The sequence below is a fragment of the Pseudomonas sp. RIT-PI-r genome (genome assembly GCF_001297015.1).
Lineage (GTDB): Bacteria > Pseudomonadota > Gammaproteobacteria > Pseudomonadales > Pseudomonadaceae > Aquipseudomonas.
Genome location: NZ_LIGE01000028.1, coordinates 1 through 2587, shown reverse-complemented (window position 1 = coordinate 2587; position 2587 = coordinate 1). Strand labels below are relative to the sequence as shown.

At 51.5% G+C, this 2587-nt stretch carries 1 rRNA gene; it reads left to right on the top strand.

Annotation, left to right across the window (positions count from 1 at the left end):
- Positions 1–65 precede the first annotated feature (65 nt).
- A 23S ribosomal RNA gene (locus tag AK821_RS17260) occupies positions 66–2587 on the top strand; the annotation flags it as partial.

The following is a 2587-nucleotide window of genomic DNA, read 5'->3' as shown; positions in this document are numbered from 1 at the left end:
TTGAGAAATTCGAATTTTCGGCGAATGTCGTCTTCACAGTATAACCAGATTGCTTGGGGTTATATGGTCAAGTGAAGAAGCGCATACGGTGGATGCCTTGGCAGTCAGAGGCGATGAAAGACGTGGTAGCCTGCGAAAAGCTTCGGGGAGTCGGCAAACAGACTTTGATCCGGAGATGTCTGAATGGGGGAACCCAGCCATCATAAGATGGTTATCTTGTACTGAATACATAGGTGCAAGAGGCGAACCAGGGGAACTGAAACATCTAAGTACCCTGAGGAAAAGAAATCAACCGAGATTCCCTTAGTAGTGGCGAGCGAACGGGGACTAGCCCTTAAGTGGCTTTGAGATTAGCGGAACGCTCTGGAAAGTGCGGCCATAGTGGGTGATAGCCCTGTACGCGAAAATCTCTTAGTCATGAAATCGAGTAGGACGGAGCACGAGAAACTTTGTCTGAATATGGGGGGACCATCCTCCAAGGCTAAATACTACTGACTGACCGATAGTGAACTAGTACCGTGAGGGAAAGGCGAAAAGAACCCCGGAGAGGGGAGTGAAATAGATCCTGAAACCGTATGCGTACAAGCAGTGGGAGCCCACTTTGTTGGGTGACTGCGTACCTTTTGTATAATGGGTCAGCGACTTATTTTCAGTGGCGAGCTTAACCGAATAGGGGAGGCGTAGCGAAAGCGAGTCTTAATAGGGCGTCTAGTCGCTGGGAATAGACCCGAAACCGGGCGATCTATCCATGGGCAGGTTGAAGGTTGGGTAACACTAACTGGAGGACCGAACCGACTACCGTTGAAAAGTTAGCGGATGACCTGTGGATCGGAGTGAAAGGCTAATCAAGCTCGGAGATAGCTGGTTCTCCTCGAAAGCTATTTAGGTAGCGCCTCATGTATCACTGTAGGGGGTAGAGCACTGTTTCGGCTAGGGGGTCATCCCGACTTACCAAACCGATGCAAACTCCGAATACCTACAAGTGCCGAGCATGGGAGACACACGGCGGGTGCTAACGTCCGTCGTGAAAAGGGAAACAACCCAGACCGTCAGCTAAGGTCCCAAAGTTATGGTTAAGTGGGAAACGATGTGGGAAGGCTTAGACAGCTAGGAGGTTGGCTTAGAAGCAGCCACCCTTTAAAGAAAGCGTAATAGCTCACTAGTCGAGTCGGCCTGCGCGGAAGATGTAACGGGGCTCAAACCATACACCGAAGCTACGGGTATCACCTTCGGGTGATGCGGTAGAGGAGCGTTCTGTAAGCCTGTGAAGGTGAGTTGAGAAGCTTGCTGGAGGTATCAGAAGTGCGAATGCTGACATGAGTAACGACAATGGGTGTGAAAAACACCCACGCCGAAAGACCAAGGTTTCCTGCGCAACGTTAATCGACGCAGGGTTAGTCGGTCCCTAAGGCGAGGCTGAAAAGCGTAGTCGATGGAAAACAGGTTAATATTCCTGTACTTCTGGTTATTGCGATGGAGGGACGGAGAAGGCTAGGCCAGCTTGGCGTTGGTTGTCCAAGTTTAAGGTGGTAGGCTGGAATCTTAGGTAAATCCGGGATTCTAAGGCCGAGAGCTGATGACGAGTGTTCTTTTAGAACACGAAGTGGTTGATGCCATGCTTCCAAGAAAAGCTTCTAAGCTTCAGGTAACCAGGAACCGTACCCCAAACCGACACAGGTGGTTGGGTAGAGAATACCAAGGCGCTTGAGAGAACTCGGGTGAAGGAACTAGGCAAAATGGCACCGTAACTTCGGGAGAAGGTGCGCCGGTGAGGGTGAAGGACTTGCTCCGTAAGCTCATGCCGGTCGAAGATACCAGGCCGCTGCGACTGTTTATTAAAAACACAGCACTCTGCAAACACGAAAGTGGACGTATAGGGTGTGACGCCTGCCCGGTGCCGGAAGGTTAATTGATGGGGTTAGCTAACGCGAAGCTCTTGATCGAAGCCCCGGTAAACGGCGGCCGTAACTATAACGGTCCTAAGGTAGCGAAATTCCTTGTCGGGTAAGTTCCGACCTGCACGAATGGCGTAACGATGGCGGCGCTGTCTCCACCCGAGACTCAGTGAAATTGAAATCGCTGTGAAGATGCAGTGTATCCGCGGCTAGACGGAAAGACCCCGTGAACCTTTACTATAGCTTTGCACTGGACTTTGAATTTGCTTGTGTAGGATAGGTGGGAGGCTTTGAAGCGTGGACGCCAGTTCGCGTGGAGCCATCCTTGAAATACCACCCTGGCAACTTTGAGGTTCTAACTCAGGTCCGTTATCCGGATCGAGGACAGTGTATGGTGGGTAGTTTGACTGGGGCGGTCTCCTCCTAAAGAGTAACGGAGGAGTACGAAGGTGCGCTCAGACCGGTCGGAAATCGGTCGTAGAGTATAAAGGCAAAAGCGCGCTTGACTGCGAGACAGACACGTCGAGCAGGTACGAAAGTAGGTCTTAGTGATCCGGTGGTTCTGTATGGAAGGGCCATCGCTCAACGGATAAAAGGTACTCCGGGGATAACAGGCTGATACCGCCCAAGAGTTCATATCGACGGCGGTGTTTGGCACCTCGATGTCGGCTCATCACATCCTGGGGCTGAAG